The organism is Herbiconiux sp. FW305-C-125, assembly GCF_058783455.1.
Window position 1 is genome coordinate 1340787 of the sequence record NZ_JBYSYO010000001.1, and the last position, 15529, is coordinate 1356315.

The 15529-nt window shown below is 72.8% G+C and carries 12 protein-coding genes; 8 read left to right on the top strand and 4 right to left on the bottom strand.

The window, feature by feature from the left end; translation table 11 throughout:
• The first annotated feature begins 125 nt into the window (after positions 1-125).
• From AC3WLB_RS06890 to AC3WLB_RS06925, 8 genes are all read left to right on the top strand, one after another.
• Complete coding sequence (locus tag AC3WLB_RS06890; protein ID WP_492504469.1) at positions 126-1223, top strand: substrate-binding domain-containing protein; 1098 nt, start codon at positions 126-128, stop codon at positions 1221-1223.
• The gene (locus AC3WLB_RS06895) at positions 1220-2896 is read left to right on the top strand and encodes a sugar ABC transporter ATP-binding protein (protein WP_492504471.1); all 1677 of its coding nucleotides are present in this window, start codon (positions 1220-1222) and stop codon (positions 2894-2896) included. Before AC3WLB_RS06890 ends, AC3WLB_RS06895 begins: the two co-directional genes overlap by 4 nt.
• Positions 2883-3935 (top strand): ABC transporter permease, encoded by a 1053-nt coding sequence (locus AC3WLB_RS06900; RefSeq protein ID WP_492504473.1) that lies wholly within the window; start codon positions 2883-2885, stop codon positions 3933-3935. The genes AC3WLB_RS06895 and AC3WLB_RS06900 overlap by 14 nt, the downstream gene beginning before the upstream one ends.
• Positions 3935-5224, top strand: coding sequence for an S-methyl-5-thioribose kinase (locus AC3WLB_RS06905; RefSeq protein ID WP_492504475.1), 1290 nt, complete (start codon positions 3935-3937; stop codon positions 5222-5224). The genes AC3WLB_RS06900 and AC3WLB_RS06905 overlap by 1 nt, the downstream gene beginning before the upstream one ends.
• 51 nt (positions 5225-5275) lie before the next feature.
• Positions 5276-6991, top strand: a complete 1716-nt coding sequence (locus tag AC3WLB_RS06910) for an aminodeoxychorismate lyase (RefSeq protein ID WP_492504477.1) — start codon at positions 5276-5278, stop codon at positions 6989-6991.
• Entirely contained in the window at positions 6991-8274 is a 1284-nt protein-coding gene (locus AC3WLB_RS06915) for a low temperature requirement protein A (RefSeq protein WP_492504479.1), read from the top strand. The genes AC3WLB_RS06910 and AC3WLB_RS06915 overlap by 1 nt, the downstream gene beginning before the upstream one ends.
• Positions 8275-8356: 82 nt before the next feature.
• Entirely contained in the window at positions 8357-8983 is a 627-nt protein-coding gene (locus AC3WLB_RS06920) for an ECF transporter S component (RefSeq protein ID WP_492504481.1), read from the top strand.
• The gene (locus AC3WLB_RS06925; RefSeq protein ID WP_492504483.1) at positions 8980-11700 is read left to right on the top strand and encodes a helix-turn-helix transcriptional regulator; all 2721 of its coding nucleotides are present in this window, start codon (positions 8980-8982) and stop codon (positions 11698-11700) included. Before AC3WLB_RS06920 ends, AC3WLB_RS06925 begins: the two co-directional genes overlap by 4 nt.
• Positions 11701-11742: 42 nt before the next feature.
• Here AC3WLB_RS06925 and mtnB read toward each other — a convergent pair whose 3' ends face one another.
• From mtnB to AC3WLB_RS06945, 4 genes are read right to left on the bottom strand one after another with little or no spacing between them, the layout of a single operon-like run.
• Positions 11743-12444 carry a methylthioribulose 1-phosphate dehydratase gene (mtnB, locus tag AC3WLB_RS06930; RefSeq protein WP_492504484.1) on the bottom strand — a complete coding sequence of 234 codons (702 nt, stop codon included), beginning with the start codon at positions 12442-12444 and terminating at the stop codon, positions 11743-11745.
• Positions 12441-13196 carry an acireductone synthase gene (gene mtnC / locus AC3WLB_RS06935; RefSeq protein WP_492504486.1) on the bottom strand — a complete coding sequence of 252 codons (756 nt, stop codon included), beginning with the start codon at positions 13194-13196 and terminating at the stop codon, positions 12441-12443. The genes mtnB and mtnC overlap by 4 nt, the downstream gene beginning before the upstream one ends.
• Complete coding sequence (locus AC3WLB_RS06940; protein ID WP_492504488.1) at positions 13193-14455, bottom strand: phosphotransferase; 1263 nt, start codon at positions 14453-14455, stop codon at positions 13193-13195. The genes mtnC and AC3WLB_RS06940 overlap by 4 nt, the downstream gene beginning before the upstream one ends.
• Positions 14452-15486, bottom strand: a complete 1035-nt coding sequence (locus AC3WLB_RS06945) for a translation initiation factor eIF-2B alpha/beta/delta subunit family protein (protein ID WP_492504490.1) — start codon at positions 15484-15486, stop codon at positions 14452-14454. Before AC3WLB_RS06945 ends, AC3WLB_RS06940 begins: the two co-directional genes overlap by 4 nt.
• Positions 15487-15529 lie beyond the last annotated feature (43 nt).

Here is a 15529-nt window from a genome sequence, read left to right on the forward strand (position 1 = left end):
GGCGCGCGAGGTAACAGATCGCAACACAATTCGTCGAATGCCTCGCCGACAGCGTTGAATCGACTCTGCAATCACAGCCCCGCCGGCCGTCCCTCCGGCGCTCCACCCTCCCGAAGGAGCCTTCCATGGCCATCATCCGTCGAGCCGCCGCCGTCACGGCCCTCGCTGCCGCGGGCATCCTCGCCCTCTCGGCCTGCGCCCAGTCGAGCACCTCCTCCGAGGGCGGCGAGAGCACCTCGGCGGCGGTCACCGCATCCGCTCCGCTGCCCGCACCCTTCGACGGCGACCCGGTGAAGGTCGCGCTGGTGCGCCAGAGCGGCGCCGGCGACTACTTCGAGGCGTGGGGCGCGGGCGCCCAGGCGCAGGCGAAGTTCGCGAACATCGACCTGCAGGTGACGGATGCGCGCAACGACAACGCGAAGCAGGCCAGCGACCTCGAGCAGGCCATCGCGTCCAAGCCCGACGCCATCATCATCGACCACGGCCAGACCGACACCCTGCAGCCGCTCGTGACCGAGGCCGTGCAGGCGGGCATCCCCGTGGTGGTCTACGACCTCGCCCTCACCGACTCCACCGGCGTCATCACCACCAGCCAGTCCGACGAGTCGATGGCCTCCGGTGTGCTCGACCAGCTGATCGACGACGTCGGCGACGGCGCGAAGGTCGGCTACGTCTCGGCCGAGGGCTACGCGGCGCTCGACCGCCGTGCCGTGGTCTGGAACGACTACGTGAAGAAGCACGACCTCGACGTGGTGTTCTCCACCGGCAAGGTCACCGAGTCGACCGCCACCGACAACATCCCGCTGGTCGACGCCGCTCTCAAGCAGAACCCCGATGTGCAGGCCATCTTCGCGCCCTACGATGAGATCACCAAGGGCACGGTGCAGGCCGTCATCCAGAACAATCTGCAGAGCAAGGTGAAGGTGTACGGAATCGACATCTCGAACGCCGACATCGAGGTCATCACCGCCGACGGCAGCCCGTGGGTGGCCACCTCGGCCACCGATCCGGCCGCGGTCGGCGCGGGTGTCGTGCGCTCCCTCGCGCTGAGCCTCGCCGGCCAGCTCGACGAGACCGACGTGCAGTTCCCGGCGAAGACCATCACGCAGCAGTTCCTGGCCGACAACAAGGTCACCAACGTGACCGAGCTGCGCGCCGCGGAGCCCACGCTGAAGCTCGACGACGTCGTGGTCGCGGATTGGCTGCCCGCGGTCTCCGAATGACCTCCGTTCCGAGCACTCCGGCCGAGGGGCACGACGTCACCGTCGTGTCCCTCGTCGGCGTCTCGGTGGCGTACGGATCGAACGTGGTGCTGAGCGACGTCGCGCTCGAGTTCCGGGCGGGCGAGATCACCGCACTCCTCGGCGCGAACGGTGCCGGCAAGTCCACTCTCATCAAGGCGCTGTCCGGCGCGAACGCCCGCTACAGCGGCGAGATCAGCATCCGCGGCGAGGTGGTGCACCTCTCCTCGCCCGTGCAGGCGCGGCAGCTCGGCATCTCGGCGGTGCACCAGAAGGTGGCCGACGGCATCGTGCCGGGCCTCTCGGTGGCCGAGAACCTCACGCTCGACGACCTGGCGCAGGCCTCGCGGCATCCGCTGCGCAACAAACGGGCCGCGCTCGCCGACGCCCGGGCGGCGCTCGCCACTCTCGGGCTCGACTGGTCCGACGCCGTGCTGTCGCAGGATGCCGCGCGCCTGGCCATCTCCGACGCGCAGTTGCTCGTGCTGGCACGCGCCCTGCGCACCACCCCGCAGCTGCTCATCCTCGACGAGCCCACCTCCGCGCTGACGGCGGCGGAAGCCGAGCGGCTGTTCGACGTGTTGCGGGCGCTGCGGGCATCCGGTCTCTCCATCGTGTACGTCTCGCACCGGTTCGGTGAGATCGAAGCGCTCGCCGACCGCGTGGTGGTGCTGCGCGACGGCATCGTGCAGAGCGCGTCGGCGCGGCCGTTCGAGTGGCACGACATCCTGCACGACATGCTCGGCCGGGCGACCACGCTCGACCACGACCGGGGCGCGACGCATCGCGGCACGGCGGTGGCGGCGACGCTCGCGGGCATCCGGCTGTTTCCCGAGTCGGCGCCGGTCGACCTCGAGATCCGCTCGGGCGAGGTGCTCGGCATCCTCGGGCTGATCGGGGCCGGCAAGACCGAGATCGCCGAGCTGCTCGGCGGTCTGGCGACCCCGCTGGCCGGCTCGCTGTCGCTGCGCGGCGCGCCGTACCAGCCGAAGCGCCCCGGCGACGCGATCGCCGCGAAGGTGGTGCTGGTGCCCGAAGACCGGCAGCGCCAGGGTATCCTGCCGGGCTGGTCGGTGCTGCGCAACATCACGCTGCCGTTCCTCCGCGAGTCGAGCGTCGCCGGGCTCGTGCGGCGGCGGTTCGAGCGCTCGCGCGCCGACTCGGTCATCGACACCCTCTCGGTGGTGGCGAGCGGGCCGGATGCGTCGATCGACGACCTCTCCGGCGGCAACCAGCAGAAGGTCGTCGTGGGGCGATGGTTGTCGGCGGGGCCGGCGCTGGCGATTCTCGACGAGCCGTTCCGCGGGGTCGACATCGCGGCCCGGCGCGAGATCGGCCAGCGGCTGGCCGCGCTGGCGGCCGACGGCGCGGCCGCGGTGGTGCTCTCGAGTGACGTCGACGAGATCTTCGAGGTGGCCGACCGCATCGTGGTGCTCGTCGGCGGCGAGGTAGAGCTCGACCGCTACGCCGACGAGGTCGACCGGTCGACGGTGATCGGGGCATTCCTCGGTCAGTCGCACCGGGCATCCGTGAGCCCTGCCGCGTCGGCTCCCCCCAGTCCCCCGGCATCCGGGTCCGCACCCGCACCCGCACCCGCACCCGCGCCCGCACCCGCCGAGCCCTCCCCCGAAAGGCCCTCCCATGTCGAGCCCTAGCGTCGCCTCCACGAAGACCTCCGGGGGCGAGCGCGCGGCCGCCTTCGTCGTGAAGTGGGGCTTCGTGGCGGTGACGGTCGCCCTCATCCTGTTCTTCGTCGTCACCGAGCCGAGCTTCCGCACGGTCGACAACATCTTCGGCATGCTGAAGTTCATCGCACCCACGGCCATCGCCGGGCTCGGCGTGATGCTCGCGATGACCGTCGGCGGCATCGACCTCTCGGTGGGCGCGTCAGCCGGCTTCGCGGTGTCGATCGCGGCGTGGACGATGGTGATCGCCAACCAGGTGGGCGGCGTCGCGGTGTCGGTGGTGCTCGTCTGCGGCCTCCTGATCGGAGCGCTCAACGCCTTCCTCATCGTGGTGGCGCGCATCCCCGACCTGCTGGCCACCCTCACCACGATGTTCGTGATCGTAGGCCTCAAGCTCATCATCGTCGACGGCAAGTCGATCTCGTCGCAGATGACCCTCTCGAACGGCACCACGGCGCCCGGCAAGTTCACCGCCGACTTCCTCTGGCTCGACCGCGGATCGGTGGGGCCGATCCCGGTGCCGGTCATCATCTTCCTCGTCGTCACCGTGCTGCTCTGGTTCCTGCTCGAGCGCACCCGCTGGGGTCGGGCGCTGTTCGCCGTGGGTACGAACTCCGAGGCGGCGCGGCTCTCGGGCATCCGCGTGCAGTGGTACCGCACCGCCGCGTACATGGGCTGCGGGCTGCTCGCCTCGGTCGCCGGGCTGCTGCTGGCCGCACGCATCGGCCAGGGCGACGTGAGTGCGGGCAATTCGCTGCTGCTGGATGCGGTCGCGGTCGCGCTGGTAGGCGTCTCGGTGCTCGGCATCGGGCGGCCGAACGCGTGGGGCACGGCGCTCGGCGCGGTGCTGATCGCGGTGATGGTGACGGGCTTCACCATGCTGGGCCTGCCGTACTACGCGCAGGACTTCGGCAAGGGCATCGTGCTGCTCGTCGCGCTGCTGTTCAGCTTCACCTTCTCGCGGCGGCGCACCGTCGTCACCGCCGGATCGACGACGTCGGCCTCGTGATGACCGCCGCCGACTTCTCGCAGCTGCGCGCCGAGTCCGTCGCGGCCTACCTGGCGTCACGACCGGCCCTCGCCGACCGGATCGACGCCGCCAGCATCGCGTCCGTACGCGAGGTGGGCGACGGCAACCTCAACCTGGTGTTCATCGTGCACGACGCATCCGGTGCCTCGCTCGTGCTGAAGCAGTCGCTGCCGCACGTGCGCACCGACCCGTCGTGGCCCATGACACGGGAGCGCTCGGCACGCGAGGCGACGGTGCTCGGGGCGCACGTGCTGGCCGACCCCGAGCACGTGCCGGCGTTCTACGACTTCGACGCCGCGAACTTCGTGCTCGCCATCGAAGACCTGAGCGACCACCGGGTGTGGCGCACCGAGCTGAACGCCGGGCGGGTGCACGACTACGCGGCCGAGGAACTCGGCGTGTACATCGCGCGCACCGCGTTCGCGACCTCGCCGCTCGGGCTCGATCCGCTGGAGCACAAGCGTCTCGTGGCGCGGGCGGTGAACCCCGAGCTGCAGCAGATCACCGAAGACCTCGTGTTCACCGAACCGTATGTCGAGCATCCGCACAACGTGGTGCTGCCGGGCAACGTCGCCGACGTGGCGGAGCTGCGGGCGGATGCCGCGCTGGTGCGCGAGATGGGGCTCGCGAAGCTGCGGTTCATGACCACGGCGCAGTCGCTCATCCACGGCGACCTGCACACCGGGTCGGTGTTCGTGCGGGCCGCGGCGCCCGGTGGGGCGGATGCGGCGGGCGCGGATGCGGCTACCGCGGATGCGGCGAGGACGGCCTCGGGCATCGGGGCTTCGGTGCGCGCGTTCGACAGCGAGTTCGGGTTCGTGGGGCCCACGGGGTTCGATCTGGGTGCGCTCTGGGGCAACTTCCTGCTGGCCGCGGCGCGTGCGTTCGTGCTCGGTGAGCCCGACCGAGCCGAGCTGCTGCTCACCCTGCCGGGCCGGCTGTGGGCGGCGTTCGAGGCGGAGTACCGCGCGCTGTGGCCGGGGCGGATCGACCCGCGCGTGTGGACGGAGCCGGTGCTCGAGGAGCTTCTGGCGGGCATCCGTGACGATGCGGCGGTCTTCGCGGCGGCGAAGGCGATCCGGCGCATCGTCGGCTTCGCGAAGGCGAGCGACATCGAGTCGCTTCCGCCGGAGCTCCGCGAGCGGGCGGCGCGCGGCGTGCTCCGGGGAGCGCGGGCCCTCGCACTGACCCGTCACGGCATCTCCTCGGTCGACGCCCTCACCGCCGAGGCCGGCGTACACCTCCGCGCCGCCGCACGCTCGTCCTGAAGCGAGCCCACGGCTTCTGCCGCGCATCCGGTGGGCTGGCAGGATGGTGCGGTGAGTGAGAACGACGGAAGACGGCGGGCCGACATCGCGACGGTCGACATCGTCGGGGGCGCGGAGGCGCTGACGGTGGGACTGCGGGAGTACGATCCGGGCTGGGCGGCGGAGTTCGGCGAGCACGATGCACGCATCCGGGCCGCGCTCGGGGCGGCCGCGCTGACGGTGGAGCACATCGGTTCGACCGCCGTGCCGGGGCTCGCGGCCAAGCCGATCGTCGACATCGCGGTGACGGTCGCCGACATCACCGCCGAGGAGGACTACCTCGACGCACTCCTCGCCGCCGGCTACGAGCTGCGCGTGCGCGAACCCGGCCACCGTCTGGTGCGCACGCCCGCCCGCGACGTGCACGTGCATCTCTACGAGCGTGCCGACCCGGCCGTGGAAGAGTACCGGCTGCTGCGCGACCGTCTGCGCGAGGACGCCGCCGACCGAGCGCTCTACGAGAACACCAAGCGGGCCCTGCTCGCGCAGCCGTGGGACGACATGAACGACTACGCCGATGCGAAGTCCGAGGTCATCGACGCGATCAAGGCGCGGGCGAGGGCCGCGCGCGTGCCGGGCGATGCGGTAAGGCACCCTGTCGGGGAGACTGGTGGGGCAGAGCGGGGAGGTCGGCGCGTGACGGACACGACAGGCACGGAGGGCGCGACAGGCACGGTGGATGCGCCGGGCACAACGCGAACGACGGAGGCGACGGACGGCCGGATGGGCGACCTGGTCATCGTGCTCGACGAAGGCACGGCCGCGGCGGCGGGCACCGGCGCAGCGGACGCGACCGACACCGCGAGCGCACCGATCACCGGAGCCGCAGCGACCACCGGAGCCGCAGCGGCGGGCGCAACCGCAGCGGCGCGCGCGGCCGGCGCGGCCGGCTCGGCCGTACCCGGTGGCGCGCCCGTGCCGCTCGCGGAGGCGCGAGTGGCGGCCGCCGATCTCGCGGTCACCCGGGGCGACGGCATCTTCGAATCCATCGCCGTGATCGACGGCCGATTCATCGCCCTCGAACCGCACCTCGCCCGGCTCGAGCACTCCGCCGCACTGCTCGACCTCCCCCGGCCCGACACCGCCGCGTTCGCCGCGGCCGCGCGACGCGGCGTCGACGCCCACGCACCCGCAGCCGAGCTGCTCGTGAAACTCTTCTACAGTCGCGGCGTCGAGGGCACCGGGGTGCCGACCGGCTGGGTGGAGGTGCTGACGGGCGACGACCACGCCACGGCGCGCAGCACGGGCATCCGCGTCGTCACGCTCGACCGCGGCTACCGGCACGACATCGCGCAGACCGCGCCCTGGCTCCTGCAGGGCGCGAAGACGCTCTCCTACGCGCTCAACAAGGCCGCCCTGCGCGAAGCCGCCCGCCGCGACGCCGACGACGTGATCTTCGTGAGCTCCGACGACGTGGTGCTCGAGGGCCCGACGTCGAACGTGATCGTGCGCCACGGCGACCGCTTCCGCACCCCGCGCACCGATTTAGGCATCCTCGCCGGCACCACTCAGGCGGCGGTGTTCGGCACCCTCGCGGCGCTCGGCTTCGACACCGCAGAAGCCGTACTCACCTCCGCCGACCTCCGATCCGCCGATGCGGCGTGGCTCGTGTCCAGCGGCCGGCTGCTGGCCCCGGTGCGCGAGCTCGACGGCCTGCCCGTGCCGGTCGACGGGCAGCTCACCCGACGGCTGCTCGCCGAGACCTTCGGCGTGCACCCGGGGGCCTGATGTCCGGCGACCAGGCCGCACCGCGAGCGGGCGCAGCCGCCGCCAACACGCTCGGCAGCCGCCTCCGGCGCATGACCGGCCGCGACCCCCGCGAAGCGCACCGCGCCGCCACGCCGCTCGAGCTGCTCTTCGACCTCGCCTTCGTCGTGGCCTTCAGCCAGGCCGGCGGGCAACTCGCGCACTACGTCGCCGACGCCGAGTTCGGCGCGGCGGTCGGCGGTTTCGCGTTCTGCATGTTCGCGGTCTGCTGGGCCTGGATCAACTTCTCCTGGTTCGCCTCGGCCTACGACACCGACGACTGGTTCTACCGCATCACCACGATGGTGCAGATGATCGGCGTCGTCATCGTGGCGCTCGGCATCCCGCCCGTGTTCCACTCGCTGGTCGAGGGCCCGTACTTCGACAACGGGATCCTGGTCGGCGGCTACGTCGTCATGCGGGTCGCGATGGTGGCGCAATGGCTGCGCGCGGCCCGGCAGGATGCGAGCCGCCGGCGCACCGCCCTCACCTACGTGGTCTTCATCGCGGCCGCCCAACTCGGCTGGGTCGCGCTCGCGATCGCCCACATGACCGTGGCTGCCACCATCCCGATCGCCCTGCTGCTGTTCGCCGTGGAGATCGTGGGGCCGTACGTGGCCGAACGCCGAACGGGCACGCCGGGCACACCCTGGCACCCGCACCACATCGCCGAGCGCTATGGTCTACTCACCATCATCGCGCTCGGCGAGGGCGTGTTCGGCACGGTGACCGCGGTCTCCGCAGTGGTGGAGCACCACGACTGGACCCTCGAGGCCGGCCTCCTCGTCACCGCCGGCATCGGCCTCACCTTCGGCCTCTGGTGGTCGTATTTCATCGTGCCGGCGGGTCGCATCCTGGAGCGCTACCGATCGAAGGCGTTCGTGTTCGGCTACGGCCACATCATCGTGTTCGCGGCGATCGCGGCGACCGGCGCCGGGCTGCACGTGGCCGCCTACGTCATCGAGGGCGAAGCGCAGATCGGCTCGGTGGTCGCCGTGCTCGCGGTCGCCATCCCCGTGCTCATCCTGTGCCTTGCGATCTTCGCGATCTACGACTACCTGGTGCAGGAGGTCGACCCGTTCCATATCGGCTTGATCGCGGGAACGGTGGCGCTGCTCGCTCTCGCGGTGCTGGCCGCGACCTGGGGGGCGTCGCTCGGCGTGTGCCTCGTGCTCATCACCCTTTCGCCGTTCGTCGTGGTCGTCGGCTACGAGACCGTCGGCCATCGGCACGAGGCCGCGGTGCTCGCCAAGCGCCTGGCCTGAACGACGGGGGCGGATGCCCGTTCGCAGGCGGTGCGGGCTGCGACGATGCGTCTCCCGCCGCCTTGTTTGATAACGTCGCAGCATGCGGGCGGGGCAGCGGAATCAGGGGCGCGCGCCGTCGACCACGCGTGCGCTGCTGCACAGCGCGGTGATCGGCGCGGCGTCGGCGATCGTGATCGTGCTGCTCGGGCCGGTGCTGCTCACCGCGGCGCTGGCGTCACCGGTGGTCTATTCGCTGCTCGGATCGGTGCACATCCTCGGCCCCCTCATCGCCGGCCGCTGGGTGCGCCGGCCCGGCTCGGTGCTGCTCACCGCCTTCGTCGCCGCGCTGCTCGCGGTTCCCTTCACCTCGCTCGGCCTCCTGACGATCCCGGCGCTCTGCCTCCCCGCCGCGGCCATCGAGGCGGTGCTCGCCCTCGGCGGATTCTGGCGCACGGGCCGCGCACTCGCCTGGTTCGCGGCAGCCGCGGTCGGCGGCGTGGTCATCTTCGCGATCTCGCTGACGGTCATCGACCCGCGGGTGCTGAGCGGCGAGGTGGTGGCGCTCACTCTCGCCGGACGGGTCGGCGCGTATCTCGCGATGGCTGCGGTCGCGGTACTCGCCGAGCGGGCGCTCACGCGCGCCGGCGTGGCGCGGCTGCGGCCGCGCGGCCCGGCGCCGGCCACCACCACGGCGGCGGCGAAGCCCGCGCAGAGGAGCCCGGAGTGACCGAGCCCCGAGCCACCGAGCGCGGCGCGACCGACCCCCGAACCGCCGGGGCCGAAGAGGTTGGCGCCGCGCCACTGCGGCCACCGCAGCCCGGCGGGGTCGTGGGCGCACCGCGCCTCCCGCGCCAGGCGGTGCTCCGCGAGCGCCTGCTGCAGCGCCTCTCGAGCGACGCGCCGCTGCACGTGGTACGCGGGCCGGCCGGATCGGGCAAGACGGTGCTGCTCGCCCAGTGGGCGCCCCGGGCATCCGTCAGCGGCATCTGGATCACGGTCGACCGGGAGGGCACGGATGCCTCGGCCTTCGTCCGCTCGGCCGTGCTGGCCCTCTCGGCCGCAGGCCGGCTCACCGACGCCGACGCGGGCGTGGGCACGCCGCCCGGCCCCGGCCAGGCCTCGCTCGAGGCGGCGCTCGACGCGAGCGGTGAGCCGTGGGAACTGCTCGCCTCGGCCCTGCCACCGGCCCGGCCCGTGCAGTTCGTCGTCGACGACGGCGACCGGCTCGACGACGACACACTGACCGCGCTGATCCAGTTCCTCGCGCGCACGCCGACGCTGCGGCTCGTGGCCGCCGCCCGGCGGTCGTCCCCGTTGACGGCCCCCGGCGTCGCCCTCACCCTCGACGCCGAGCTGATCGACGCCGCCGAGCTCGCCTTCACGGTGGCCGAGATCGACTCGCTCGTCGACCGCACGGCGGATGCGCGCCCCGGCGGCGGCGCCCGGCCCGATCCCGCACGGATCGCCGAACTCACCGGCGGCCTCGCCCTCGGGGTGCGGGCGATGGTACTCGCCGGAAGCGACGGCGACCGGCCGGATGCCCCGCCCGAGGCCGCCCTGGCCGCCATCGAGTCGTACTACTCGCTCCGCGTCCGCCCTGGTGACGACGGTCTGGCGCGCCTGCGCCGTTTCCTGCTGCGCACCTCGGTGGCGGAGGTGCTCACAGTCGAGCTCGCCGCCGACCTGTCCGGCGAGGAGGCCGCCGCCGACGTGCTCGACCAGGCCGAGGCCGACGGGCTCGGCATGTGGACGGGGCACGGTGCCGAGCGCCGATTCGCCTACACCACGCTCGTGCGCGAGCTCTTCCGCCGGGATCTCCGCCGCACCGAACCCGGCGAGGTCGACGCGCTGGTGCGGAAGGTCGCCGGCTGGTCGCTGGCCAACGACCGGCCGTTCACGGCGCTGGCCATCGCGGTCGAGCTCGACGATCTCGGCTTCGCCAGCGACGTGGTACGGCAGTCCTGGCTGCAACTGCTGGCCAGCCACGCGGCGCAGACCCGCGAACTGTTCGCCACGACGTCGTTGCTCACGCTGCGCCGCCATCCGCTCATCACCATGCTGCTGGCGCTCAACTTCAACGCGTCGGGTCTCCACCGGGCTCGGGCGGTGCAGCTGTTCGGGCTCGCCATCCTCTCCGCACGGGCCCAGCGCGCAGGTGCCAGCGCTCCCGACCGGGCGCTGCTGCGCACGATGGAGAGCGCGTCGCTGCGGGTGATCGGCCGGTTCACGGGCGCCGACGAGGCGGCGCTGGATGCCTTCGACATCCTGCAGCACATGGCGCCGGCCGAGCGCGACGAACTCGGCCGCCTCGAACCCGTGCTGTGGGCACACATCGGCACCACCTTCCTCTACACCGGGCGCACCGACGAGGCGCTCACCTGCTTCCGCGCCGGTGTGGCCGCCGGTGACGCGCTGCAGCGGCCCTCGGCGCTGACCGCCCTCGCCCTGCTCGCCGGCACGCTCGCGATCACGGGCGACGTCGCCGCGGCCGAGACCGTGTGCCGCGAAGCCCGCTCACGCGCGTGGCCGCCGCGCTGGATCGACGGCTACGCCGGCAGTCTCTACCAGATCGCCGAGGCCATGATCGCCCTTGAGCACGGCGACGCGGATGCGGCGGAGCGGCACATCCGCACCCTCGACCGGCACCGGGAGACCATCGAGCACTGGCCGCTGATCGACCACGTCGACGCCATGATCGCGGTGCTGCGCGGCAGCCCGGTGCCCGCACTGGCCCGACTGGATGCGAGCATCCGCGCGCACCGCCGGCGGTCGGCGGCGAGCTCCCAGACACTCCAACGCCTCGCGCTCACCCGTTCCGTGCTGCAGCTGGCCGCCGGCGACTCGGATGCCGCGGCGCGCACCCTCGCCGGGGCACCGCGCCGCAGCGCCGCCGCTCTCGTCGGCCAGGCCCGCATCGCCCTCACCCGCGGCGACCACACCGGAGCGCTCCGCCTCTCGGTGCTGGCGGCCCGGGAGCCGCTCTCGATCCGGCTGAGCGCCGAGGTGGAGGTGATCCGACTCGCGGCGCTGCTGCGGGCCGGCCGCCACGCCGAAGCGCGCGAGATCGGCGATGCCACGCTCATGATGCTGGCCGAGCACGACCTCGCCTTCCCGCTCGTGCTGGTCACCGCCGGTGACCTCGCGGCCATCCAGGAGTTCGCCCGACGGCCGGAGCGGCCCGAATTGCAGGCGGTCGCCCGGCGAGCGGGGCTGCGCGCCGTCATCCCCGACCAGCAGCCGCTCCCCGCCCTCACCGAACGTGAGCAGGTGGTGCTCGGCGAACTGCTGCGCAACGGCTCGGTGGCCGAGATCGCGGAAGCCCTGAGCGTGTCGCCCAACACCGTGAAGTCCCAGCTGCGGAGCCTCTACCGCAAGCTCGGCGTGCGCACCCGCGAGGATGCGATCGCGGTCGCCACCGCCCGCGATCTCGGCACGCGACGCTGAGCGCGTTCGCGACGCTGAGCGGGTTCGCGACGCTCGGGGCGGTCAGGCCCGACTGAGCGCGATCTGCAGCAGTGCCTCGGTGAGTTCGAGATGCCAGCGCGCCTGACGCAGGTCGGCCCCCCAGGCGTAGATGCCGTGATCGGCGACGATGAGGGCCGGAACCTCGGCAATCGAGTCGGCCGGCCGCCGGTAGACCCGCTCGAAGTCGTCGCCCAGCACCCGCATGTCCTGGTGGTTCTGCACCACCGGGATCACCACCCGCTCGCCGTGCGCGCTGTGCCCGATGCCTTTCAGCATCTCGAGGTCGCGCAGTTCGACCCCGGCGGGCCAGCGGTGCCCGGCGCGCACCGCCGCCAGCGCATGCACGTGGATGCCCGCCCCCGCCCCGGTGACCGCGGCGATGCGGGCGTGCAGCCCCGCCTCGGCCGACGGCCGCGTGGCCAGGCCGAGCGTGCGTGTGAGGTCGGTGCCGGTCGCATCCGTCACCCCGTGGCCGCGCTCGTCGACCAGCACGATGTCGGTGGCGGTGAGTTCGCCCTTGTCGAGACCGGATGCGGTGACCGCGACCCGCAGCGGATCGCGCGCCAGGGTCACCGACAGATTGCCCGCCGTGCCCGGCATCCAGCCCCGGGCGGCGAACCGCGCCGACTCGGCGGCCAGGGCGGCGCCCGCGGCACCGAGCGCTGCCTCGTCGACCACGCCCGCGCCGAACACGTGCGCGGGCCCGGCGGCCGCAGCGCTCACGGCAGCACGATCTCGACGTCGTCGAACGACGCCACGACCATCGCGCCGTCGAAGTCCGCTTCGAAGAACGGCTCCCCCGCGCGCGAGAACGCGACGACCTGCCAGCCGGCGGCGCGCGCGGCGGCCACCTCGCCGGGGTTGTCGGTGAAGAACACCAGCTCGGCGGGGGCGAAGCCGAGAGCTCCGGCGATGGTGTCGTAGGAGGCGGCTTCCTTCTTCGGGCCGGCGCTGACCATATCGAAGAAGCCGGAGATGAGCTGGGTGAGGTCGCCGTCGGGCGAGTGCTGGAACCACGGCACCTGCGAGGCGACCGAGCCCGACGAGAACACCGCGAGCGCCACCCCGTGCTCGTGCCAGGCGCGCAGCTTCGGGATGACGTCGTCGAAGAAGTGCGACGAGATCTCGGCCTTCTCGAAGCCCTCGGCCCAGATCTGGCCCTGGATGGTCTTGAGCGGCGTGGCCTTGACGTCGCGTTCCATCCATTCGTGCAGCACGGCGACGATCGCGTCGGTGGTCGCATCCCCCGGCAGGTCGGCGTCGGCGATCACCTGCCTGCGGGCCTCGGCGATGGCGGGGTCGGCGGCGTGGTCGTCGATCCAGGCCGCCAGCCGGGGGCGGGCGTAGTCGTAGAGGTCACCCAGGATGAACCCGGCCGCGCTCGTGGTGCCCTCGATGTCGACCACCAGCGCGCGGGCGGCGACGGTGAGCGGATCGGGCGTCGGGTGCGGCTCGGGGGTGAGTGATTCGGTCACGGTGCGCTCCTGGAGGTGACGGGCGGGGTGGCTGACGGACTGGTTTCGGTCTCGGCGGAGGGCGCCGGCAGCGCCGTTCCCGTGAGGATGTGGTGGCGGGCGGCGTCGAACAGGCGCACCGAGGCGGCGGCGCGGGCAGGTTCGGGCAGCGATTCGATGTCGGCCGCGTGCGAGAACCCGACCGCCCGCCGCATCTGCTCGACGCCGGCGAACCGCCACGCATCCTGCTGGATGCCGGCGAGCGAGGCCTCGGCGCCGGCCGGCCACTCGGCCGCGAACGCCGCCCAGCTCGCCGGAATGGCCGACCGTCTGGCCGCGGCGAGCCCGGACTGCCCGGCCTCCGCCGCCGCGATCGCCGCGAGCTCGAGGTTCGCCCAGAACAGCCCGAGATCGAGCCCGATCGGGCCGACGAAGCTGAACTCGGGGTCGAACACCTTCACCACCTGCGCGCCATCGCGTCGGCCCACCATGACCGAGCCGGTGTGCAGGTCGCCGTGCAGGAGGGCCTCGTGCCGGTTCTCGAAGACATCACGGATGCCCGCCACCGCCGTCTGCACGGCCGTGTCGACGTAGAGTGCGCGCACCCGCTCGTCGAGTGCGGGGTGCCAGTGGTTGTGGTCGTGCTCGCGGTAGGGCTCGTCGAGCACCACGTCGAGGGTCATGCGGCAGAGCTCCGGGTTCGCCGCCACCTCGACCAGCTGCTCGTGCTCCGCCCGGCCGAGCGCCTGCACCGAGGTGGCTGCCGCGAGCGACCCCACGAAGCGGCCCACGACCCGGCCGAGTGCCACGAAGTCGAGCCCCGGCACCGCGTCGGTGGTGGCGTCGCCGTCACCGTCGCTGCCACCACGGGCCGCAGCCTGCTCCACCTCCGTCACCAGCGCGTCACGCAGCACGTCGAGGTCGGACAGGTCTTCCATCACGAGCACGAAGCGCGCCGCATCGAACTCCACGATCGCCGGGATCGACTCCGGCACCCGCGCCGCCAGCCGCTCGTAGGTGCGGGCCTCCGACGCGATGCGCGACGGGTCGACCGGCCACTCCGGCCCCACCACCTGCACCCACGGCGGCGCCTGCTTCACGGCGAGGCTGCCGAGCGGGCCACGCGCCACGAAGACGCGGTTCATGTTGCCCGCGGTCACCTCCTCGACCGTGACCTGATCGGCGGATGCGGCGAGCCGGCCGAGCAGACCGCGTTCGGCGAGGTAGGCGGTGACGTCGTCGCCCGTGACGAGCAGGGCGTAGTCGCGGGCCGTGGTCATGCCCAGTACTCGCCCACCCGCTCGGGCGCGAACGCCCCGCGGTCGGTCACGATGCGGGTCACGAAGCGGGGCGGGGTGACGTCGAACGCGGGGTACCAGGCGTTCGTGACGAGCTGCGACGCGGTGCGCCGCCCCAGCGTCTGCAGCACCTCGGCGGGGTCGCGCTCCTCCACCACGATGTCGGCGGCAGTGGGCGCCTCGGGGTCGGGGGCCTGCACCAGCGCATAGAACGGCACGTCGAAGGCCGAGGCGGCGACGGCGAGCCCGAGCGTGCCGACCTTGTTCACCACGCTGCCGTCGAGCGACACGCGGTCGGCGGCCGTCACCAGGGCATCGATCGGCCCGATCGAGGAGCCCGGCGCCAGCGCGCCCGCGCCCATCCCGTCGGTGATGAGGGTGACCCGCTCGCCGAACTCGGCCAGGGTGTGCGCGGTGAGCCGCGCCCCCTGCAGGTAGGGCCGGGTCTCGGTGGCCACCCACTCGAAGCTCTTGCCTGCTTCGCGCGCGGCGCGCACGAGCTCGATGAGGTAGGTGTCCATCCAGCAGTGGGTCAGGATGCGTGCGCCGTCGGGCAGCAGCTCCACCGTCGCCGCGCCGAGCGCGTGGCTCCGGTCGCGGTAGCGCTGAGCGCCCTCGCGGGCGGCTGCGACCGCGGCGTCGACCAGCTCGGCGGTCGTCGAGGCCGCGGCCACGGCCTCGAGCACGTGAGCCACCGCCTCGCGCGGGTGGTTGTTCGTGGGGCGGGCTGATTCGAGGGCGGCGCCGGCCACGCGCATCCGCTCGCGCGCCGCGTCGACGTCGAGCCCGGCGACCTGGCCGGCCGTGACCTCGAGCCCGGCGTACGCCGCGTAGAGCGGGCCGGAGCTCTGGGTGACCATGCCCGCGATGGCGGCCGCCACCTCTTCGGCGTCGCCCGCCGCGACCCAGGTGACGCTCTCGGGGAAGACCCGCCGGTCGAGGATGCGCACGATCCCGTCGACGACCCGCACCGAATCGTCGAGCACGGGGGTGTTGCGGATGCCAGTGGCCATGAGTGTCCCGTCGATTTCCCCCATCGAGAATACCCTGCCCCGT